Source organism: Asaia sp. HumB (genome assembly GCF_030263835.1).
Classification (GTDB): Bacteria; Pseudomonadota; Alphaproteobacteria; order Acetobacterales; family Acetobacteraceae; genus Asaia; species Asaia bogorensis.
The window spans coordinates 2,845,779-2,867,290 of the sequence record NZ_JARPML010000002.1 but is presented as its reverse complement, the minus strand read 5'-3'; the positions used below and the strand labels follow the sequence as shown (position 1 = coordinate 2,867,290).

The 21,512-nt window shown below is 60.2% G+C and carries 18 protein-coding genes; 6 read left to right on the top strand and 12 right to left on the bottom strand.

Annotated features, from left to right (window positions below):
• Positions 1–720: a response regulator transcription factor gene (locus P5689_RS14010; RefSeq protein WP_023977393.1), complete on the bottom strand. Its 720-nt coding sequence runs from the start codon at positions 718–720 to the stop codon at positions 1–3.
• Between the two features lie 201 nt (positions 721–921).
• Here P5689_RS14010 and P5689_RS14005 point away from each other — a divergent pair, with 201 nt between their 5' ends.
• Entirely contained in the window at positions 922–1,425 is a 504-nt protein-coding gene (locus tag P5689_RS14005; protein ID WP_023977394.1) for a L,D-transpeptidase, read from the top strand.
• Between the two features lie 37 nt (positions 1,426–1,462).
• Here the strand turns inward: P5689_RS14005 and P5689_RS14000 are convergent, their stop codons facing one another.
• The 9 genes from P5689_RS14000 to mutM form a co-directional block, all read right to left on the bottom strand.
• On the bottom strand, positions 1,463–3,316 hold the full coding sequence (locus tag P5689_RS14000; protein ID WP_285533612.1) for a sodium:proton antiporter: 1,854 nt from the start codon (positions 3,314–3,316) through the stop codon (positions 1,463–1,465).
• Positions 3,317–3,367: 51 nt separating this feature from the next.
• Positions 3,368–4,660 carry an RsmB/NOP family class I SAM-dependent RNA methyltransferase gene (locus P5689_RS13995; protein ID WP_023977396.1) on the bottom strand — a complete coding sequence of 431 codons (1,293 nt, stop codon included), beginning with the start codon at positions 4,658–4,660 and terminating at the stop codon, positions 3,368–3,370.
• Positions 4,661–4,683: 23 nt separating this feature from the next.
• On the bottom strand, positions 4,684–6,192 hold the full coding sequence (gene guaB / locus P5689_RS13990) for an IMP dehydrogenase (RefSeq protein WP_285533904.1): 1,509 nt from the start codon (positions 6,190–6,192) through the stop codon (positions 4,684–4,686).
• 251 nt (positions 6,193–6,443) lie between these two features.
• Entirely contained in the window at positions 6,444–7,592 is a 1,149-nt protein-coding gene (locus tag P5689_RS13985; protein ID WP_285533611.1) for a hypothetical protein, read from the bottom strand.
• A 423-nt stretch (positions 7,593–8,015) separates the two neighbouring features.
• Entirely contained in the window at positions 8,016–9,122 is a 1,107-nt protein-coding gene (gene recF / locus P5689_RS13980) for a DNA replication/repair protein RecF (protein WP_285533610.1), read from the bottom strand.
• A 20-nt stretch (positions 9,123–9,142) separates the two neighbouring features.
• Positions 9,143–10,267, bottom strand: coding sequence for a DNA polymerase III subunit beta (dnaN, locus tag P5689_RS13975; RefSeq protein WP_285533609.1), 1,125 nt, complete (start codon positions 10,265–10,267; stop codon positions 9,143–9,145).
• Between the two features lie 70 nt (positions 10,268–10,337).
• Positions 10,338–11,783: a chromosomal replication initiator protein DnaA gene (dnaA, locus tag P5689_RS13970; protein WP_408868553.1), complete on the bottom strand. Its 1,446-nt coding sequence runs from the start codon at positions 11,781–11,783 to the stop codon at positions 10,338–10,340.
• Positions 11,784–12,032: 249 nt separating this feature from the next.
• Positions 12,033–12,302: a 30S ribosomal protein S20 gene (rpsT, locus tag P5689_RS13965; RefSeq protein WP_023977402.1), complete on the bottom strand. Its 270-nt coding sequence runs from the start codon at positions 12,300–12,302 to the stop codon at positions 12,033–12,035.
• A 135-nt stretch (positions 12,303–12,437) separates the two neighbouring features.
• Positions 12,438–13,307: a bifunctional DNA-formamidopyrimidine glycosylase/DNA-(apurinic or apyrimidinic site) lyase gene (gene mutM / locus P5689_RS13960; RefSeq protein ID WP_285533607.1), complete on the bottom strand. Its 870-nt coding sequence runs from the start codon at positions 13,305–13,307 to the stop codon at positions 12,438–12,440.
• Between the two features lie 30 nt (positions 13,308–13,337).
• Between mutM and P5689_RS13955 the strand changes: the two genes are divergently transcribed.
• Genes P5689_RS13955 through P5689_RS13935 form a run of 5 tightly spaced genes read left to right on the top strand, consistent with a single transcriptional unit; the run spans position 13,338 to position 18,886 of the window.
• Positions 13,338–14,123, top strand: a complete 786-nt coding sequence (locus P5689_RS13955) for a class I SAM-dependent methyltransferase (protein WP_122049509.1) — start codon at positions 13,338–13,340, stop codon at positions 14,121–14,123.
• Between the two features lie 6 nt (positions 14,124–14,129).
• Positions 14,130–15,332 (top strand): bifunctional phosphopantothenoylcysteine decarboxylase/phosphopantothenate--cysteine ligase CoaBC, encoded by a 1,203-nt coding sequence (gene coaBC / locus P5689_RS13950; protein WP_285533606.1) that lies wholly within the window; start codon positions 14,130–14,132, stop codon positions 15,330–15,332.
• Between the two features lie 6 nt (positions 15,333–15,338).
• Entirely contained in the window at positions 15,339–15,800 is a 462-nt protein-coding gene (gene dut, locus P5689_RS13945) for a dUTP diphosphatase (protein WP_023977406.1), read from the top strand.
• 36 nt (positions 15,801–15,836) lie between these two features.
• Positions 15,837–17,552 carry an ABC transporter permease subunit gene (locus P5689_RS13940; RefSeq protein WP_285533605.1) on the top strand — a complete coding sequence of 572 codons (1,716 nt, stop codon included), beginning with the start codon at positions 15,837–15,839 and terminating at the stop codon, positions 17,550–17,552.
• A complete protein-coding gene (locus P5689_RS13935; protein WP_369794190.1) occupies positions 17,549–18,886 on the top strand; it encodes a nitrate/sulfonate/bicarbonate ABC transporter ATP-binding protein in 1,338 nt (445 codons plus the stop codon). The genes P5689_RS13940 and P5689_RS13935 overlap by 4 nt, the downstream gene beginning before the upstream one ends.
• Before the next feature lie 124 nt (positions 18,887–19,010).
• On the opposite strand, the gene msrA is transcribed toward P5689_RS13935, so the two are convergent.
• A complete protein-coding gene (gene msrA / locus P5689_RS13930; protein ID WP_023977409.1) occupies positions 19,011–19,556 on the bottom strand; it encodes a peptide-methionine (S)-S-oxide reductase MsrA in 546 nt (181 codons plus the stop codon).
• A gap of 7 nt (positions 19,557–19,563) precedes the next feature.
• The gene (locus P5689_RS13925) at positions 19,564–21,489 is read right to left on the bottom strand and encodes a CocE/NonD family hydrolase (RefSeq protein WP_285533604.1); all 1,926 of its coding nucleotides are present in this window, start codon (positions 21,487–21,489) and stop codon (positions 19,564–19,566) included.
• Positions 21,490–21,512: the final 23 nt, after the last annotated feature.

The window sequence follows — 21,512 nt, the reverse complement described above, 5'->3', positions numbered from 1 at the left end:
TCAGCCCATCAGCACATCACTGCCTTCCGGGTTGAGGCGATAACCACCGCCCTCGGTTAGCAGCAGCGATGCGTTTGCCGGATCGGGCTCGATTTTCTGACGCAGACGATAGATATGCGTCTCAAGCGTATGGGTCGTGACAGCTGCGTTATAGCCCCAGACCTCGTTGAGGAGCACCTGACGGGCAATCGGACGATGCCCGGCACGATACAGATATTTCAGGATCGCGGCTTCCTTCTCCGTCAGGCGAATGCGGCGGTTCTTGGCCGGTTCCTGAAGAATCTTGGAGGAAGGACGAAACAGATACGGCCCGATCGGGAAAACGGCATCCTCGCTGTTTTCAAACAGACGAAGCTGGGCACGCAGGCGCGCCAGCAACTCGGCAATACGGAACGGCTTGGCCACGTAGTCATTGGCGCCCGCATCCAGACCACGCACCACATCGGCTTCGTCGTCCGAGCCAGTCAGAATGATGATCGGCATGCGAATACCCTGACGGCGAAGCTCGGCGCAGAAATCGCGGCCATCGCCATCGGGAAGCGTCACATCGAGCAGGATCGCATCGACACGGACATCGGGAACGCCGAGTTTTTCCTTGGCATCGGCAACAGATACTGCCTGGATCGGTTCGAACTCGCCTTCGAGCTTGAGCTGTTCGACCAGGAGTTGGCGAAGCGTATCGTCATCGTCAACAATAAGGACAGGACGCGGACCAGGCATGTATAACCTTCTCTCTCCAGCTGGGGACGACACCCCTGAGCCAAGACCTGACTTCTCAAGGAAGAAAGACCCTTGTTTTGACTGTGAGCCTTACACGGATATCGTGATAACGCCAATCCGATCAGACGCCTCCCCTGGCGTGATACCGGCCTTTAGACGGTAATTACTCATAAATTAATGTTCAGACGTGAGGTTTGTGACATGACTGTCATCCTGCGACACGCAAACGGGTCTCGCGCGACCCTTTTCCTTGAAGGAGAGCCCCTCCCCGCCATGATCGGCGGGGCTGGCACAAGACAGGAGAAGAGCGAAGGCGACATGGCAACGCCAATCGGCTTCCTTCCATTCAGGCACGTCTTCTATCGGGCTGATCGCGTTGAGAGACCTGTCACCGCGTTACGCATCGAGGCACTCGCGCCGAATGATGGCTGGTGCGATGACCCAACTCACCCTGACTACAACCGGCAGATCACGCTGCCTCACCCGGCGCGACATGAGAAGCTGTGGCGCGAGGATCATTGCTACGATCTATGCGTCGTACTGGGATGGAATGACAGCCCGGCTGTTCCGGGCCGCGGCTCGGCCATCTTCCTGCACCTGCCCCCCACCAGCGGCGCGACGGAGGGCTGTATCGCCCTCGAGGAACGCCTGCTGCGCCGGATTATTGCCTCTGGTCATGCTGGCATCGAAGTCCGACCGGACTAGGGCGTGTTACGGCGCTGCTTATCACAGGGCCGAAACGTCATGCAGGTAGCGGCGTCCGTTCGACTGGCACGGCAACGGGCTCCGCCTCGGCTGGCGGCGCAGGGGGTGTCATGAAGACCAGCATGTCGCCAATGGCGGGACTGACGGGGAACTCATCTTCCGCCGAGCGTATCGTGATGGACTGGCCGCGACGTATCGACAGGAAATCGAGACGGTTCGACACGGCGCCGAAGCTTGCCGCGCTCGCCTCGTCGGCCATCGCCGTTGCGAACCGCCACCCCTTGTCAAACAGCATGTCGATCAGGGTGAAGTTCCATGAGGGATCACCCAGCAGTTTGCCTCGGGCATCGCGTGAGAGGCCGTGATAGAAATCGAGGCGCGCCACGCCGGGGCTGATCTGGAACACGCGCTGACGTCCCATATGGGGCGCCATATGGGCACAGACCAGCCCGTTATAAATGGCATCCGCCGTGGTCGAGATCAGATAATCCGCCGGACGCTCCTCCAGGGCTTCCTCGCCGTACTGTGACAGCAGTTCAGCCCGCAGGACCGGCACGCCCTGACGCATGGCGGAGATAAGCGTGTTGGAGCGGTTATCGACCAGAAGGATCGGAATACCGTTCTTGCTCAGGCATTTCGCCAGATCGATCGACCAGGGCGAAGCCCCCACGATAGCCAGAGCCGGTTCATTGGAGAGGGTGAGCTTGAGATAGCGGGCGATCGGCCGGAGGGAGAAGCCATGAAAGATCATGGTTCCGCCGATAATGGCGAAAACGGCAGGCATGATCAGATCGGCGCTGTGATACCCGGCATCGGTCATACGATACCCCGCGGCACCAGCCACAGCGGCGGCCACAATACCGCGCGGCGCGATCCAGGCGACAAACAGCCTCTCCTGCCATTTGAGCCCCGTCCCTATGGTAGAGAGGAAAATGGCAAGCGGCCGTACGCCGAACATGACAGCGGCGGTCAGCAGGCAGATTGGCAGGGACAGATGCGCCAACACCTCGCGATGCAGGTCTGCGGTCAGCATGATGAACAGCACAGCCACCACCAGAACCACAAGGGATTCCTTCATGCGTCGCAGTTCAGACAGGCCGGGAACATGCAGATTGGTGAGCGCCATCCCAAAGACGGTCGCACCCACAAGGCCTGCGCCTTCCATGCTCATGTTGCAGATGCTGAAAATCAGCAGCGCCAGCGTGAGCAGCAGAGGCGTCTTGAGCGGCTCTGGCATGAGGTCGCGCACAAACAGATACCGCACTAGATAAGCCGGCAGGATACCGACAGCGAGGGATTCCGCCGTCGAAGCCAGAAGATCGGGCAGAACCGTGGTGAGAAAGACATCCGTGCCGATCGGTACGCGTGTCGCTACCACCTGCAACACGACGGCCGCCAAAATGGCGCCAATCGGGTCATTGATGATGGCTTCCCAGCGCAGAAAGGCGGCGACACGGGGTTGCAGCTTGTTATGTCGCAGCAATGGCAGCACGACTGTCGGGCCGGTGACCGTGATAATGGCACCAAACAGCGCTGCCACACCCCATTCCATATGCGCGATGTAATGCGCTGCCGACCAGCCCAGAACCCAGGAAATAGGCAGGGCCAGCATGGTCAGGCGCGTCACCCCCTCGCCTGCCTCGCGCAGCTGGCGGAAGTCGAGGAGCAAGCCGCCCTCGAACACGATGATGGCGACCAGAAGGGACACAAGCGGGCGGAAAATCCATCCGAGAGCCGCCGAGGGATGAAGTATTCCAAGCCCCGGCCCAAAAATGAGGCCAAGAGCAAAAAGGAGCACAATGGCGGGAAGGCGGAACTTCCACGCCACCCATTGCGCCCCGATCCCGGCTCCCAGTGTCAGAAGCAGCCCGACAAACATTGCTAGCGCCATGATAACCCGTTCACCCCTGCCCGGTCGTATGATGAGACGATCTGGAAAACCTTAGCCAGCCCTGCGCTGGAGCACGGCAGCAAAGAAGCCGTCCGTCTCATCGCGCAAGGGGGTCAGGGCAAAACCGGATTCACCGCGCAGCTTTTCGGGAAGCATGTCACCCCCCGCAGCGACACGCTCGAACTGGTCATTGCGCGCCAGGAACGCAGCAACCTGCGCTTCGTTTTCCTCGGCCAGCAGCGAGCAGGTTGCATAGACCAGACGCCCGCCGGGTTTGACCAGTGTCGAGGCGCGATCGAGAATATCGGCCTGCTTGGCCTGCAATTCGATGATATCCTGCTCCACGAGCCGGATACGGGCATCAGGGTTACGGCGCCAAGTCCCTGTGCCTGAACAGGGGGCATCCACCAGCACACGATCAAAGGCGCCGGCACGGCGCTTGACCCACTTATCGCCGCTGGTCAGCAGATGACGCTCGACATTATGGACGCCCGCACGACGCAGACGCTTGACCGCGCCCTCAAGCCGGGGTGCCGATACGTCACAGGCTACGATCTGGCCCTTGTTCTCCATGCCCATGGCGATGGCGAGCGTCTTGCCACCCGCGCCTGCACAGAAATCGACAACGCGCTCGCCCGGCTTCGCATCGAGCGTTCCGACGATGAGCTGGCTTCCCTCATCCTGTATCTCGATTATGCCTTCACGGAAGCTCTGCGTGGCGGTCACGTTCTGGCGCCCCGGCAGGCGGAGGCCCCAGGGAGAAAGCGGTGTGGGTGACGCTTGGATCTGCTCGTTTCTGAGCGCGCGGATGGCTTCGTCGCGATGTCCCTTGAGCAGGTTCACGCGCAAATCGAGCGGGGCTGCGTTGTCGAGCGCAGCCATCTCCGCCTCCAGCGTCTCGCCGAAAGCGCGCTTGAGATAGGGCTGAAGCCAGTCAGGATATTCCAGACGCACCGGCTGGGGCATGTCGGGGTGATTGAGCTCCCGCCCGCCGAGGGCAGCCAGGGCGGCATCCTCACGTGATGTCAGGTGTGACTGGGCAAAGCGCTCGCCGTTGAACAGATTGCGCACGGTGCCGATTTCCTCACCGCCCAGAATGAGCGACGCCGCACAGAGCGTGCGGGGTGACGGGCCACCGGGAATGTCGCGTAGATGCCAGTGCAGGCGGCGCCACTGCCGCAGCACATCCCATATGCGAGCGGAGATGACCCGACGATCACCACCACCGATGTAGCGGCGCTCGCGAAAATAGTTATTGGCCGTTGCATCGGCGGGACGGCGGGGAGCAGCCTCGATGGCGCAAAGCAGATCGATGGCAGCAGAAAGTCTGGCGGCGGGAGTCATGCTCCCGCGCTTACAAGTTTTTGTCAGTCCTGGCGATAGTTAGGTGCTTCGCGCGTGATGGTCACGTCATGGACGTGGCTTTCGCGCAGACCAGCATTGGTGATGCGCCGGAACCGCGTACGCACCTGCAGATCGGCCACTGTGGCCGAGCCGGTATAGCCCATGCCCGCCTTCAGGCCACCCACGAGCTGATGCACCACGGCCGCCATGCTGCCCTTGTAAGGCACCTGACCCTCGATCCCTTCCGGTACAAGCTTGAGCGAGTCCTTGACCTCGGCCTGGAAGTAGCGATCGGCCGACCCACGTGCCATGGCCCCCAGCGAGCCCATGCCACGATACGCCTTGTAGGAGCGTCCCTGATGCAGGAACACCTCGCCTGGGCTTTCCTCACAACCGGCCAGCAGCGAACCGATCATGACCACATCCGCCCCGGCACCAATGGCCTTGACGATATCGCCCGAGGTGCGGATGCCACCATCGGCAATGGCAAAAATACCGGCCTCGTGGCAGGCGGCTGACGTTTCCATGACGGCTGAGAACTGCGGCACACCTACACCAGCCACAACGCGCGTGGTGCAGATCGAGCCAGGACCGATACCGACCTTGACGCAATCGGCACCCACATTGGCCAGAGCAAGGGCAGCCTCCGGGGTGGCGACATTGCCAGCAATGACCTGAATACCGGCATGGCGGGATTTCAGGGTGGCCACCGTGTCGAGCACGCCGCGCGAATGACCATGCGCGGTATCAACAATCACGATATCCACGCCAGCCGAAACCAGCGCCTCGGCACGGGCTAGCCCGTCGGCACCAACACCGATTGCAGCGGCGCAACGCAGACGGCCAAACTGATCCTTGATCGCGAGGGGATGGGCCTCGGCCTTGTCCATATCCTTGACCGTGATCAGACCGATGCAGCGGTTCTGGTCATCCACGACCAGCAGCTTTTCGATGCGATGGCGGTGCAGCAGATCCTGAGCCACAGCGGCGTCAGCCCCGTGACGGACGGTCACAAGGTTTTCGCGCGTCATCATGTCACGCACGGGCGTGTTCAGATCACTCGTGAAACGCATGTCGCGATTGGTGAGAATACCAACCAGTTGACCACTGCCCGGCAGCACAACCGGCAGACCGCTGATGCCATGCTGGGCCATGATGGCGTGTACATCGCGAAGGGTCTGATCAGGCCCGACCGTGACAGGGTTTACAACCATGCCGGATTCGAAGCGCTTGACGCGGCGCACATGCTCCGCCTGCTCCTCGACGGACAGGTTCTTGTGGATCACGCCCATGCCGCCCTGCTGCGCCATGGCAATAGCCATCGCATCCTCGGTCACGGTATCCATGGCAGAGGACAAAAGCGGAATATTCAGTTCGATCGACCGCGTGAGGCGGGTGCGTGTGGAAGCCTGAGCAGGCAGCACGTCCGATGCGGCAGGCTCAACCAGCACGTCATCGAAAGCAAGGGCTTCGCGGATGCGGTCATGAGACACGCTGCGCGAGGCAAAGTCACCAACCCGTTCGCCAGCCATTCCGGTTGGTGTTTCATTGGTCGTGGTCATGTGCCGCAGCCTCCCCGCATATCAATCAGGAAAGCCCGCGGCTTTCCCACCGTTGGCGCGTCCTCTTAGACCAAAACAGTCCGTGTTGAAAACAGGAGAATGCGCGAGCTTTTGCAGATTTAACCTGCTTGCCATCCACGACACAGATGCCGACAGCACGATCGACGGCGCACCAGCCTTGATTCAACGTTGATGATCCATTGTCGTGAGCCGGGCCAGGTTCAGGCTGCTGCGATGGCACCGACCGGGGAAGCTTCGCCACGAAGAAAGTCCCGGATCGTCTGTGCGGCTCGGTAAGAGGCGCCGCGTCGGGGCTGCGAGCCGAAAGTCTCCTGTATGACGCGTTCCTGACGCGCCTTGTAAAGCGCGTGACGCGATTCCGCCTGTGCCAGCGCCTGATATATATCCTCCAAACGCTCCACCACGTCCCCTAATGTCCAGTGACGAAAATGCGGATTGTTCCGCCATGCCACCCCATGGGGGTTGAGAAAAACACAGGGTCGCGGGGTGATCAGGAACTCGTAAACCTGGGAGCTGACATCACCGATATAGAGTGACGCCCGCGCGGTGTGGGTCATGTCGAGCATTGAGGAGGAAGCTGTATCAAGCCTCACCCTTCCTCCCACGACTTTCTCGAACTGCCGACGGCGCCGTCCAAAGTCCTTGTGAAAAATCTTCACATGGGGCGCCACGAGCAGGTCGTATCGGTCGAGACGATTGACGGCCTCAGCAAGCGGCGTGAGATAATCCCGATAGGACGAAAGTCCTTTTTTGTAATGGGGATTGTAGAGGGCGAGTGGTCTGGCGCTGCTTTCCGAGACACGAACGATCCGGTCACCATTGACCGCATCGAATTTCGGGTACCCGATGATGCGGGTTTGTGCTGCCGTCGCAAGCTTCCTGGCGAGAAACGCCTCAGCAATTTTAGGTCCGGAGACGAGGGAGAGATCAAACTGGCGGATAAGATGCTCGTCATTGACCTCACGATCTCCCGCACCATGCTGGATCAGGATCAGAGCGGGTCGCGTAAGCCCCATTTCTCGCAGTAACCCGGCCGAGTATTCTGTCGCGACAACAGCATCGAATGCCTCCAGCTGGGCGACGTTGGCGCGCATGACGACTTCACGTTCAGAGTCCAGACGGCGAAGACGACGCAGCAGCGTGGCTCGTGCGGGCATCCTGAGAGTGCCGCGAACAATATGACCACCCAGCTGGTTCGTCTCACGTATACGGTCGAGATGCTGCGCGGTCTCGGGGAAGCTGACGAATTCCGTCACCTCGACATTGGGAAGCTGCGACAGGGCAGAGGAAACAGCGGCTACGTGATAGCATTGGTAGGGCTCAGCCACGTAAAGGAACGCTATTTTCATCCGGGGCCTCAACTCCTGCAGCTTGGACAATACAGGCCCGTCATACGCGAGAATTTCATAACAATGAGTAACAATGTAATTCTCGAATTGTCCAGATTGTGGCGCTTAGAGGCGAATTGAGGCAAGACGCTCAGGATCGTACGCGAATTCTCCGGATAAATCGCACGATACGCTGCATTATATGGAAGTTATAGGCGCTTTATCTTACTCACATAAAGTATCATGTTCTATTTTACATGGTCGGTTCATATTAAGCTTCATAATGACATCAAAAAGCGGCATCTGGATTATGTCATGAAGCGACGCGACAATGACATCCGCTTTTATTGTTACAATTGCCGGATTGCGCACTTGTCGCAGACGACAATTATGAAACGAAGCCTCACTCATCTGTTACAATTCAGTGACAAAATAACCGACCCATCAGACGGAGAGCTGACCGGCGGTCACGCAACGATAGTCCACCTCGCCCCCCAGCGCCGCAAATTGCTCGCGATCCGTCCCGGTCAGGAACACTTCAAAGGCCTGATCGCTTAGATAACCCAGCAAGCCCTCCCGTCGCCGGGAATCAAGATGAACAAGAGGTTCATCGAGCAGAATAAACGGGGCTCGGCCTGTCCGAGATGCTGTCAAACCGGCATGGTTGAGAATGACATGAACCAGCATGGCCTTTTGCTGACCACTGCTGGACAGGGCTGCAGATCGACCACTGGCCGCATCCTGAAGGCCAAAATCGGTCCTGTGCGCGCCGACACTCGTGGTACTGCGCTGCGCATCCTCGCTGCGCGCTGCAGCCAGTTTCCCCCGCAGGCCATCCTCAACCAGAAGCGCCGGCCTGCGATGGAGTTCAGCCGCAATCTCGCACTCCAGCGCCACCCGTGCGACGGGAAACCCCGTACCATCAGTAAGCGCGGTCGCGTTCATCGCATCGACAAGAGCCATGCGCGATGCGGTCAGCGCCACCGCATGGCGCGCGATGCTGTCCTCGAGGGCATCGAGCCAGCTTTTCTGATCCGGACGAGTCGCGAGAAGCCGGTTGCGTTGGGTCACAGCACGCTCATGCGCTGCGCTTTCGCGCGCATGATTGGGATCGAGGGCCAGTACAAGGCGGTCGAAGAACCGTCGTCTCCCGGAAGCCGGGTCGCTGAACAGGCGGTCCATCTGTGGGGTCAACCATGTGACTGCGCAGTAGGGTGCAATCTGCCCCTGATTGCGGATCACCTCGTTATTAAGGCGGAAAACACGCCTGACCGGATTAGCCGGGTCGGTACCGGTGGCGAGGTCCATGCCCTCACCCGCCACATCATTCAGGCGGGCCACAACGCCCCATGGACCACCATCCTGGCGCTGGATCTGGGCGTTGGAAGCTGCCCTCAATCCACGCCCTGGGGCAAGAAGCGAGAGCGCCTCAAGCAGATTGGTCTTGCCCGCCCCGTTCTCACCCGTGAGCACAACGAGGCGGCTTTGCGGCGTCCAGACCAGACGCTCGTAATTACGAAAATTCGTGAGAACGAGCCTGTTGATACGCAAGAAGGCGGCCCGCTGCCTGATCAGACGCGCATGGGCATCAGCACGTAAAGCGCTGTCGGCAGGTTGGTGTCGCGCACGAGGGTCGGTGCCGCACTATCGGCAAAGGCAAACTCGGCCTCGACATCAATCTGGTCCGTGATGTCATTGAGATAACGCGCCTGGAAGCCGATCTCCAGTGTTGGGCCATCATAGGAAACACTTGTCTCGTCCAGCTCTTCCTTGGCCATGCCCTGATCCGGACTGATGGCGGAAAGGGTGAGCAGGTTGGTCTGCACGGCAAGCTTGACCGGGCGCGAGCGCTCCTGACTAATCGCCGCGACACGGGCCACAGCGTCTGCAAAGGCCTGCTTGTTCACCTTCAGGAAACGGTCATTGTTTTTGGGAATGACGCGCTCGTATTCCGGGAACGTTCCGTCAATCAGCTTCGAGGTCAGCATCACAGCGCCGACACGGAACTGGATGCGGGTATCGGACAGGCTGACCTGCACCGTGCCAGCGCCCTCATCGAAAAGCTTGCGAAGTTCGGCCACGGTCTTGCGCGGAATAATGACGCCCGGCATATCGGCTGCCCCGGCAGGCAGATCGGTCTCGACGCGGGCCAGACGATGGCCATCCGTGGCGACGGCACGCAGCTTGCTCGTCTCGCCATCCTTCGCGACATGGAAATAAATGCCGTTGAGGTAGTAGCGCGTTTCTTCGGTCGAGATAGCGAAGCGGGTACGATCAACCAGCCCACGCAGCACCGCAGCCGGAATGGAGAATTCGCAGGGCAGATCCCCGGCGACCATTGAGGGAAAATCCTCAACGGGAAGCACATTCAGGCTGGTGGCATAACGTCCGGCGCGCAGCGCCAGCGGGGCGTCACCGCCACCGTGATCAAGTTCGACCACCGAGCCGTCCGGCAGCTTGCGCACGATCTCGTAAAGGACACTGGCCGGGGCGGTCACTGCACCGTCACGGGCACCTTCGGCAGCCACTTCCTCGACGACCGCAATTTCCATGTCGGTAGCGGTCAGACGCAGAAGATTACCCTCGATGGAGAGCATGACATTGGCCAGGATGGGGATCGTGTTGCGCTTTTCCGCAACGCTCTGGATATGGGCAAGGGCACGGATCAGCGTTGTGCGGTCAGCCTGGAATTTCATATGATCGTAGACCCTCGAACACCCGAAAAACAAAAAAACAGTCTAGCAGAGCCGCTTGCCGCGGCAAAGATCAGCCCTCGAGCATACGACGCAGCAATTCCACGTCTTCTGCAAAGGCAACATCACGCTCCATCAGTTCCTGCACGCGCGAAACAGCATGCATGACCGTAGTATGGTCACGGTTGCCGAATTTACGGCCGATTTCCGGCAGGGAGCGGCTGGTAAGCTGCTTGGCAAGGAACATGGCAACCTGACGCGGCCTTGCCACGGCGCGTGCGCGACGGGCCGACGACATATCGGTCAGGCGGATATTCCAGTGCTCCGACACCTTGCGCTGGATCTCCTCAATGGTCACACGACGGTCATGAGCCTTGAGAATGTCATGGAGCACGTCCTGCGTGCTTTCCAGCGTGACAGGGCGGCCGAAAAGATTGGCGTGGGCGATCAGGCGATTGAGGGCCCCCTCAAGTTCGCGCACATTCGAGGTGATCTTGTGGGCCAGGAATTCGAGCACCTTGGCAGGGACGGCAACTCCCGAGGCAAGCGCTTTTGCTTCCAGAATGGAGATACGCAGCTCGAACGTCGTCGCGTGAATATCCGCCACCATGCCACAACCGAGACGGGTACGCAGGCGATCCTCAAGCCCCGATAGATCGGAGGGCGATTTATCGGCGCTGACCACAATCTGACGGCCCGCATCGACCAGGGCATTGAACGTATGGAAGAACTCTTCCTGCGTATTGTCCTTGCCGATCAGGAACTGCAAATCGTCGATCATGAGCACGTCGACCGAGCGCAGCTGCTCCTTGAATTCCATCGTCGATTGCGAGCGAATGGCCGCAATGAAGCGGTACATGAATTTCTCGGCCGACATATAGGCGACTGAGACACGCCCACCGCTCGTCAGCTCCGAACCAATGGCGTGCATCAGGTGCGTCTTGCCCAGACCGACACCGCCATAGAGAAAAAGCGGATTGAAACCGGGGCTGGACGGCTTTTCAGCAACACGGCGAGCGCAGGCATAGGCAAACTCGTTGGGCTTGCCCACAACAAAGCTGTCGAAGGTAAAGCGCGGATCGAGTGGCGCTGCCAGATCGTGTCGCGCGTCCTGCACAGCGACAGCCGGAGCCGCAGGGGCCTCGATCTCGACCACTGGAGCCGCAGCCTCGACGGCAACCGGCGTTGCAAGCCCATCGCCAACGCGCTGGACCTGAAGCTCAACGTGGTGAACGGCGCGGTTCTCGTTACGCCATAGCTCCTGCAGGCGGTCGCCATACTGGCCACGCACCCAGTCACGCAGAAAGCGCGTTGGCAGAAAGAGGGTTATTTCATCCTCTTCCAGCGGGCCAAGCACAATCTGCTGCAGCCAGGTGCGGTACTCAACGTCACCGACCTCGACACGCAGTCTTTCGCGCACCTTGACCCATTGGGAAGCAAGGACAGGATCGGTGCCGCTGGTGCAGGAAACCGTTTCCGTCACTGCAGGAAGATCCGTATGAGACCCTTCGTCTGCCATCACTCCCCCGAGTTGTAACAAAAGACACGACAGGAGCCATCACGTGCAATGAGGCATGACCTTCCTGATCCCCGGCTAAAGGGCGGACAGAATAGGGCAAACAGCGCGCGACAGGCAAGCTTAACCGGATGTCAGAAAGCGGGACGACCGGCGAAAAAAAAGAACGGATATGGTCGCGTGACCACACCCGTTCTTTCTGTAGGCTCAGACCGGGGAGTACCTTGGAAGAGGCACTCCCCTGTTATCTGATCAGGCCGAAGCCAGAGCCTTAATGCGAGCCGAAAGGCGCGACAGCTTGCGGCTTACGGTGTTGGCGGCGAGAACGCCCTTGCCAACAGCGCGCTGCATTTCCGGCTGGGCAGCACGCAGAGCGTCGTTTGCTGCAGCCTTGTCACCCGAAAGGATGGCGCTCTCGACCTTCTTGACGAAGGTACGGACGCGGGACATGCGGGAAACGTTACGCTCACGGCGACGCTCGTTCTGACGGATGCGCTTGCGCGCAGAGGCGGTGTTAGCCATTTCTACTCTTCAGCCCTGTTCTGTTCGGCTTGTTAGGTCGTCTTGCAACGACAATAAAGCATACCGGCCAATCATCTCTAAAAGAGACGCAGAGCCAGCGGAGGGCTCGCCTTTAGTCCAGTTTCACGCTGCCAGTCAAGCGTCCTCTAAAGAAAGTGGCAGCTGACGCCGCGGACAATAGAAGCTTGACCGCCCTGCCTGCATCAGACGACGGATTCCCCCGCACGCCGGAAAGCCCGGACATTCGGGACAGGGCTCCCCTTCGCGGCCATAAACCTGATGCAGATCCTGAAACGCCCCTTTTTTCCCTTCGGCATCCACATAATCGCGCAAGGTGGATCCCCCAGCGTTGATCGCCTCGCGCAGCACGGCGGGGGTGATCTCTGCGATACGGGCTATCTGCTTTTCATCCAGAGACGAGGCCAGACGTTCGGGATGAATCCCCGCGCGATACAGGATCTCGCATACATATATATTGCCGAGCCCGGCGACGACATGCTGGTCGAGCAAGGCGGTCTTGATAGGCGCGCGCTTGCGATGAAGCTTTTCTTGAAGATAGGCAGCATCAAAGCCAGGTTGAAGCGGATCGGCCCCAAGCTGTCGCAGCAGGGGGTGCTCTCGCTCCCGCCCTGCATCGGCCAGCAGAAAGCAACCGAAACGCCGTGGGTCGACAAGGCCGATATGTGTCCCATTATCGAGCCTGAGTGTGACATGCTCATGGCGCTGAGGCTGATAGGCCCTGCCCTTTGCTGAGCCGGGCGTGATTCTTATCCGCCCGCTCATACCGAGGTGTATCAGCAAGGTCGGGCCACGCATGAGGGCAATCAGCATGTATTTGCCCAAACGGGTTGAATCACGGATCTTCTTGCCGTCCGCCCGGATCGAAAGATCATCGGGCACCGGCCAGCGCAGATCGTGACGCACCTCGGTGCTGATGATACGGCGACCGGCAAGCGCCGATCTTAATCCATTCAGGATGGTTTCAACTTCTGGTAGCTCTGGCATCTTGGGTGCCGACACTATATCCAGAGCGACATGACCGACAACGCATCATTTCCCCCTCCCGAATCAGCGCATGCCGACAGGGATGAAACCACCGATTTCGGCTACCGCTCTGTCCCGCGGGCTGAAAAGAAACCTCTGGTGCGCGCCGTGTTCGACAGCGTGGCGGGTCGCTATGACGTCATGAACGATGTGATGTCGCTTGGTATCCACCGCGTGTGGAAGCGCATCTTCATCAACACGCTTGCGCCGCGCCGCGACCTGAAGCTGCTCGATCTGGCCGGAGGCACCGGCGATATCAGCTTTGGCTGGCTGCGCAGCAATGGCGGCCCTGTCCTGCTGACGGACATCAACGCCTCGATGCTCGAGGTCGGCCGGTCACGCGCTGCCAGCAAGGGATATCTGACGGATATCGAGTTCTCGGTTGTCGATGCCGAGGCCATTCCCCTGCCCGATCGCAGCGTCGATCGTGTTTCGATCGCTTTCGGGCTGCGCAACTGCACCGACAAGGATGCTGTCCTGCGCGAGGCCCGTCGCGTCCTGCGTCCGGGTGGCAAGTTCTGCTGCCTCGAATTCTCCCATGTGCAGGTGGCGGCTCTGGCCCCGATCTATGATGCCTGGTCGTTTGGCGTTCTGCCCAAGATGGGCCAGATCATCGCCAAGGACTCCGAGAGCTATCAGTATCTGGCGGAAAGCATCCGCACCTTCCCCGAGCAGGAGGTGCTTGCCGAGATGATGCGCAATGCGGGCCTTGAAAAGGTCAGTTACCAGAATCTCTCTGGCGGTATCGCAGCCATCCATTCCGGCTGGAAGCTCTGATTTTCCATGCGCGCCCGGGTCATCCTGATCATTGGCGGTGGTATCGCTGCCTATAAATCACTGGAGCTGATCCGGCTGCTGCGCCGGAGCGATATCGCGGTCGAGTGCGTATTGACGCAATCGGCCACGCATTTCGTGACGCCGCTCGCCGTGCAGGCTCTCTCGGGGGCGCCGGTGCATACCGAGCTGCTTTCCCTGGCTGAGGACAGCCAGATGGATCACATCGCGCTATCCCGCAGCGCCGATCTGATTGTCGTCTGTCCCGCTACAGCCAATATGCTTGCCCGCATGGCGAACGGTATGGCGGATGATCTCGCCACGACACTACTGCTTGCGACCGATACCCCGGTGCTGGTCGCCCCGGCGATGAATGTGCGCATGTGGCAACATCCGGCCACACAGTCCAATCTTGCCACCCTGCATCAGCATGGTTGCCTCTTTGTCGGGCCAGATGACGGCGAAATGGCCTGTGGCGAGTTTGGTCCTGGTCGCCTGAGCACGCCGGAGACCATTCATGCGGCGATCGAGGCCGCATTGTTTCCCCATACGCTGCTCGCCGGTCGTCATGTGCTCGTCACGGCGGGGCCAACCCATGAGCCGATCGATCCCGTACGGTTCATCGCCAATCACTCCTCCGGCAAGCAGGGCTACGCCGTGGCAGAGGCCTGCGCGCGGCTTGGCGCGCGAGTCACGCTCGTCAGTGGGCCGACAAACCTTCCCTGCCCCGCCTCTGTGACACGCATCGATGTGCAGACAGCACGCGAAATGCTGGCAGCCTGCGAAGCCGCCCTGCCAGCCGATGTCGCAATCTGCGCGGCTGCGGTGGGTGACTGGCGCATGGAAGACATCGCCACGCAAAAGCGCAAGAAAATATCTGGCCAGCCCCAGACACTCGCCCTCGTCGAAAACCCGGACATTCTGGCAACACTCTCGGCGACCAGACCAGAACGCCCGGAGCTTATTATCGGCTTCGCCGCCGAGACAGAGCACCTCGAAGACAATGCCATCAGCAAACGGGCGCGCAAAAACTGCGACTGGCTGCTGGCCAATAATGTTGGTGCAGATCACCGCATTTTCGGAGGGGATCGCAACAGGATCCTGTTTTTGTCCGATGCCGCGCCCGAGTACTGGCCCGAAATGACCAAACGCGATGTCGCAGCGAAACTCGCCGCTCTGATCGCCGACCATTTTTCCTCTGCCTCAAGGTAAGGTTTCATGTCTCCGCTTCCCGTTGAACTCGTCAGGCTTCCTCATGCCGAGGGGCTCGACCTTCCCCATTATGCCAGCAGCGGGGCTGCGGGCATGGATCTGCTGGCCGCCATCGATTCGGATATGATTATCCGCGCCGGGGAACGCGCCCTCGTGCCGACAGGTCTTAAAATCGGCCTGCCCGCTGGCTATGAGCTGCAGATACGCCCGCGATCAGGTCTTGCGCTCAAGCATGGCATTACCCTGCCCAACACACCCGGTACGATCGACGAGGATTATCGTGGCGAGATCGGGGTGATCATCCTGAACACTGGCCGCGAGGATTTCGTCGTGACACGTGGCATGCGCATTGCCCAGGCTGTTCTCGCTCCCGTCATTCGTTTGACATGGGTCGAGGTTTCCGAGTTGGATGAGACGGCACGTGGCACCGGGGGTTTTGGCAGCACAGGTATCCTGCGCACACCCTGAGATCAGCTATACGCCTCTGACGCGAGGAAGGAGAGCATGTCGCCATTTCAGGCGCGACGCGGCACACGCGGGCCGGATCGTAAGGCAGGACTGACAGCATCGCTTGTCGGTATCCTCGTCGTGGTGGCGGCGCTGGCCCTCGTCTCGCGCCTGGTTCCCGCGCAGCTGGCGGCCTTCCAGCATCACAGCATGACAACGCCCCATTTCCGCTCTCTGGCCGGGCTCGGGGTGTTGCTGGGCGATCTCGGTCATACGACGCTGCGGATGATAGCGGCCACCGTGGCCGGCGCCCTGCTGGGTGCATGCCTCGCCCTTGCCGCAGCAAAGACACCGCCTGTGCGCGGTGCAGTGCTCACCGCCCTGGGCGGTATGCATATCGTTCCGCTTCTCTGCCTCCTACCCTTTCTGCATCTTCTCGGCTTCGAGGTTTCCGCGATCGGGATCACCGCGCTTTGCCTTGCTGCCCCCATTGCCAGTGCAGCCCTGGGTGCCTGGAGCACGATTCCCCGCGCGCTCGATGAAGCGGCCAGAGGGCTTGGTCTGACAAGCTGGCAGCGTCTTTGGCGGCTTGAAGCCCCTTATGCCATCCCGGATTGTGTGACGGCCCTTGCCCGCACCATGCCGCTGGCCTGGTCGCTTCTGATGGCTGCCGAAATGCTGCCGGTAAACGGCACATTGCCGACACGCCCCGGGCTTGGAACCCACGCGGCGCAGGCCGCGGCTCTGGGGTCGTTCTGGGAGTGCCTGCTGGCGGCCGGGCTTATCGGTGTTCTTGCCTTCCTTTACGATAGCTGCCTTGTCTTTCCCTGGCAGATCTGGGCGGATCGATATCGCCTGCGCCCGGTTTTTGAGCATGTGGCCGATCCCTGGATGCTCAAACTCTGGCGCCGTACCCGCCTGCTCAAGATCGCCGGTGAGCATATGCGGCGCTGTCTTGCATGGCTGGGCGATATGCCGATCGGCCGTCGTGGCTTCCGCCCTTCTGGCGCGACACATCCGGCCTCACCGCTGATCGGGCTCTCATCGCTCGCTTTTGCCCTGCTGATCGTGATGGGCTTTTTCTACCGCCATCATGCGCTAGGGCTGCATGATCTCGTCGTCGTGGCCGAGCAGAGCCTTGTCTCGGCCCTGCGTATGACGCTCGCCCTCCTCCTTGCTCTTGCGCTGTGGCTGCCGCTGGGTGTCTGGCTCGGCCTGACGGCACGGCGCGCCGAGATCGCGCGCATGGTGACGCGCTTTCTGGCGCTCTATCCAAAAAACATCCTGTTCCCGCTGCTGTGCCTCGGCCTGACATTGCTCGGGTTGTCTCGGTTCGTCTGGCCGCTCGTTCTGTGCTTTTTCTTCATCCAGTGGCTTTTGTTGGCCCAGATCCTGCGCGGTATGAGGAGCTTCCCGGTGGATCTGCTGCAAGCCGCCCAGAACATGCAGATTCGCGGCTGGCTGTGGTGGCGCAAGATCATTCTGCCCGGCATCGCCCCCATCCTGCTTGAGGCCGTCAGCGCGGCTTCGATGACGGGATGGACCATTCTGATCCTTGCCGAACGTTCGTCCTGGGCCCTTCACGGTGAGGATGGCGGCGGCATTGGGGCTTATGTGGCCAGAGCCATCGAGAATGGTGATCTGCCACGCGTCGTGCTTGGGGCTGCTGTTATCACCCTGTGCATTGCGCTGGGCGAATTCATGGTCTGGCATCCCATCCGCCTGCAGATCCGCCGCCGTATCCCGTCATCCCTGAGCCCACCCGCCAAATGAGCATGGAGCCCGTCATGCAGGAAAGCCTGCTCTCGATCCGCAATTGCCTGCAGGTTTATCAGAAGGAGAGCAGCACCGACCTCCCCGTGCTTGAGGATGTCAGCTTTGACCTCCACGCGGGTGAAATCGTCGGGCTCGTCGGGCGTTCAGGCTCCGGCAAATCCACGCTTTTGCGTATCGCCTCAGGACTGATCCCGCCCAGCGCTGGAGAGATTCTCTGGAAAAACCAGAAGCTGACCGGGCCGACACCCGACATCGCCATGGTCTTTCAGTCCTTTGCGCTGTTTCCCTGGCTTACGGTCCGGCAGAATATCGCGCTTGGACTCGAAGCCAAGCGTCTGCCGCGCCTCGAATGTGAACAGCGCTGCGATGACATGATCGATCTCATCGGCCTCAATGGCTATGAGAACGCGTTGCCAAAGGAGCTTTCCGGGGCCATGCAGCAGCGCGTGGGGTTGGCCAGGGCTCTGGTCATGCAGCCAGACCTTCTGCTGATGGATGAGCCTTTTGCCTCGCTCGACATGCTCACCGCGGAAAACTTACGGACGGACCTGATCGAGCTCTGGTCGGAGAAAAGACTGCCGACACGCGCCATGATGCTCGTGACCCATAACGTGGAAGAGGCCGTGTTGATGTGTGACCGCATCCTGCTTTTTTCATCCAACCCGGGACGAGTCTCGCATGAGCTGACGGTACCGTTTCCCCATCCGCGCAACCGTGACGACGCCGCATTCCGGCACTTCGTCGATCATATCTATACCCTCATGACACGCAGGGCGCCCCTCATCTCGGAAGCCAGTCTTGAAAGTGGCACCGCTGCGCCGCCCCCCCATCCCATGGCGCTGGTCCTTCCGCCCATCCCCATCAATGTCCTTGTCGGCCTGCTCGAATCGCTGGCAGCCGCCCCGCTCAACGGACGAGCCGATCTGCCCCACCTTGCCGAGCGCCTTCAGATGGCGCTCGATGATCTGTTTCCGCTCGGTGAGTCCCTGCAGCTTCTCGAACTGGCCGAGCTCGAGGATGGTGACATTCTCATCACCGAAGCGGGCGCCCGTTTCGTCTTGGCCGATCAGGATGAGCGTCGGGAAATCATGCGCACGGCGCTGCTTCATCATATCCCGCTCATCCGTTCAATACGCGCCGTGCTCGATGAACGCTCCGGGCATCGCACCGGGGCGGATCGCTTCCGGGAAGAGCTGGAAACCACCATGTCGCCGGGCTACGCCGAGCAAACGCTCATGACGGCGACCAACTGGGCACGCTACACCGAGTTATTCGATTTCGACGAGGAAGCCGATCAGTTCATGCTCGATCGGGAGGCCACCGGGTACTGAACGATCAGCCTCAGATTGGTTCCGGCGACACCCGGCGCCGTGACGATACCGCTTGAGGCCCGCACTGCGAGACATCAAGCCGGCCCGCCATGATATGCGAGCCGGTTGGGTCAGATGACTCTGATCAGGCCTTCAGACGATCGCGATACATCTTGCGGGCTTTCGCGACCTTCGGGGCAACCACAGCGCTGCAATAAGCTGTCTCGGGATTACGCGCGAAGTAGTCGTGATGCTTTTCCTCGGCTTCCCAGAACACGGCGGGGCCGGCAATTTCGGTCACGATCGGATCTGGCCAGATTCCTGAAGCCTCAATTTCCTGCGTAACCTCGCGGGCGATGGCGTCCTGTGCCTCATCCAGCGCAAAAATGACCGAGCGATACTGCGTCCCGATGTCATTGCCCTGACGGTTGAGCTGGGTCGGATCGTGGGTGGTATAGAATACGCGAAGGATATCGCCGTAGCTGATTTCCTGCGGATCAAACACGACTTCCACCACTTCCGCATGGCCCGTCGCGCCTGAGCACACCTGCTCGTAACTCGGATTCTCGCGTCGGCCGCCAGCATAGCCGGGCTGAGCGGATTTGACCCCGCGCAATCCGGTGAAGATCGCTTCGGTGCACCAGAAGCACCCGCCCCCGATCAGGGCTTTTTCCACAACTGCCTCGCTCATGCGCGCCTCACTGGTTTACAACTGGAAGATAGATGCTGCTGGCCTGAGCCCCACCGTGAGAGATGGTCTGCGTTGCAGTTTTGTAGTCTGCCGCCTTGGCATCGAAGATGTTCGAGACATAGGTTTGGGGGTTGCGATCGTAAAGGGGGAACCAGCTCGACTGGATCTGCACCATGATACGATGTCCCGGCAGAAAGACATGGTTCACCGCTGGCAGGGTGAACTTGTATTCCTCGACCTTGTTCGCAGGGATCGCCTCGGGATGCGCGAAATCATGACGGTAGCGACCACGGAAGATATCCATGGAGACTGCCAGCTCGTAGCCGCCCATTTCGGGACGATCCGCCGTGACGCCGGGATAGACATCGATCACCTTTACCACCCAGTCGGCATCCGTCCCTGTTGTTGCAGCGAACAGATCCGCCGTCGGCACGCCTGATACACGCACCGGATGATCCAGAACCGGCGTCTGATAGGTCAGCACATCGGGGCGGGATTCTGCAAAACGCTGATCGCTGACCAGCCAAGGCTTCCAGCGCGCGCCATCGGCGAAGCTATACGGCCGCGTCATGAATGGCACCGGGTGGGACGGATCGGAAACATAGCTGTCGGTACCAGGCTTGGCACGCTCGAAGCTCAAGCCGTTTGCTTCACCCAGATAGAGGCGCTCACCTGTACCAACACAGCTCTCACCGCAATTTCCCAGCCAGCCACGCAGGTGATCCCAGCGGTTATCGCCCGTATTGTAGATGATCGCGTCGTCTAGATTGACCTTGGCACTGCCGGGCTTGAGATACTGGTCAAAGAACGGACGCATCACATGGCTGCGATACCAGAGCGCCGTATCGCCGTTGAAATGCAGCGGGCCGAGTGTCGAGCCATCGTAATTCACACCGCTATGGCGCCACGGCCCCATGACGAGGATATTCGGCACCTTGGGGTGGTCCTTGCGTAGCATCATCCAGCTATGGATGGCGCCCCACATATCTTCCTGGTCCCAAAGCCCCTGCTCCCAGATGGTCGGTACGGTGAGAGGGTGCTTTGCCAGAAGCTTGTCGAGCGCCTGGTCCTGCCAGAAGGCGTCATAGGCCGGATGAGCCTTGGTACGCTGCCACCACGGAAACTGGTCGAGCCCCGCCTTGGTCGCAAAAGCGCCTGCCGATCCGGCTTCGAGGAAGTTCGTGTAGTCATCGACGTTCTGGCGGGGGATGCCGTCGCCCTCGCCCTTCTTCGTCATCTGCATGGTGAAGTAGTCGAAGCTACCCTGACGGAAGGCACCGTAATGGAACCAGTCATCGCCCATCCAGCCATCGACCATGGGGCTTTCAGGGGCAGCCACCTTGAGCGCCGGATGGGGGTTGAGAAGCGCCATTACCACAGTCCATCCTTCATAGGATGACCCGGTCATGCCCACACGGCCATTGCTCTGCTTCACGTTCTTGATCAGCCAGTCGATCGTGTCCCACGCATCGGTGGTGTCGTCGGTCTTGCTGGGGTTGAGCGGGCCGATGGGCGGGCGCGTCATGACATAATCGCCCTCCGATCCATATTTGCCGCGCACGTCCTGAAAGACGCGGATATAGCCGCCATCGACAAAGACGCCGTCACCCTGTGGCAGCACGCTGCGCATCTCGGCAGCGCCCGAGACACGATCAGCGCGCTCGGAAGCATGATAGGGCGTGCGCGTCAGCAGGATCGGGGCTTCATGGTCCCTGGCTGCTTTTGGAATGACGATAACCGTGTGAAGTTTCACACCGTCACGCATCGGGATCATGACATCCTGCTTGATATAGTCGCGCGCCGTCTCTGGCATCTGGACATGAGCAGGAATATCGGAGCCGCGCTGCACCATATCAGGCGTGACAGAAAGACCGTTTCCTCCCTGGGCCAGGGCCTGCGAGGCCCCTAGCAGACAGGAGGTCACAAGAAGCATGGATCGGGTCAAATGGCCAACGC